This is a genomic window from Hahella sp. CCB-MM4 (assembly GCF_002260525.1).
Lineage (GTDB): Bacteria > Pseudomonadota > Gammaproteobacteria > Pseudomonadales > Oleiphilaceae > Hahella.
On sequence record NZ_MRYI01000086.1, the window covers coordinates 1 to 448 of the forward strand.

The window sequence follows — 448 nt, forward strand, 5'->3', positions numbered from 1 at the left end:
GGCTGAGACGGTCGAAGATCGCTCTGGCGGATCATCTGCGCGCCCCGCAGGAACGCGCCTTGATGCGGGCGGTGAAGCAGGCGCTGGACCCTAAAGCGTCGCTCAATCCCGGAGTCATTCTGCGGCCAAAACAGAAAGAATAACTTTCCTTTCTCACGCCGAACTTCATTTTCCCGAACCGCGCCGGACCGCATGATCACCTGAACGGGCGATGAGCCTCTGACAGCACAGGTGACGCATGACGGGACAGACACGAAACGGCGGGCAGATTCTCGTCGAGAGCCTGCTGGCGCTGGGGGCCGAGAAGGGCTTCGGCGTGCCGGGCGAAAGCTATCTCGCCGTGCTCGATGCGCTGCATGACACCAAAGGGCGGCTCGATTTCATCAATTGCCGTAACGCGGGGGGCGCGGCCCTCATGGCCGCCGCCTGGGGCACGCCGACGGCCAAA

At 63.4% G+C, this 448-nt stretch carries 2 protein-coding genes; both read left to right on the forward strand.

Annotation, left to right across the window (positions count from 1 at the left end):
* Positions 1-35: 35 nt before the first annotated feature.
* Positions 36-143: an FAD-linked oxidase C-terminal domain-containing protein gene (locus tag BTA51_RS30970; protein ID WP_371333255.1), complete on the forward strand. Its 108-nt coding sequence runs from the start codon at positions 36-38 to the stop codon at positions 141-143.
* Positions 144-238: 95 nt separating this feature from the next.
* Positions 239-448: thiamine pyrophosphate-binding protein (locus BTA51_RS29015; protein ID WP_246841235.1), on the forward strand; the 210-nt coding region annotated here is incomplete at its 3' end.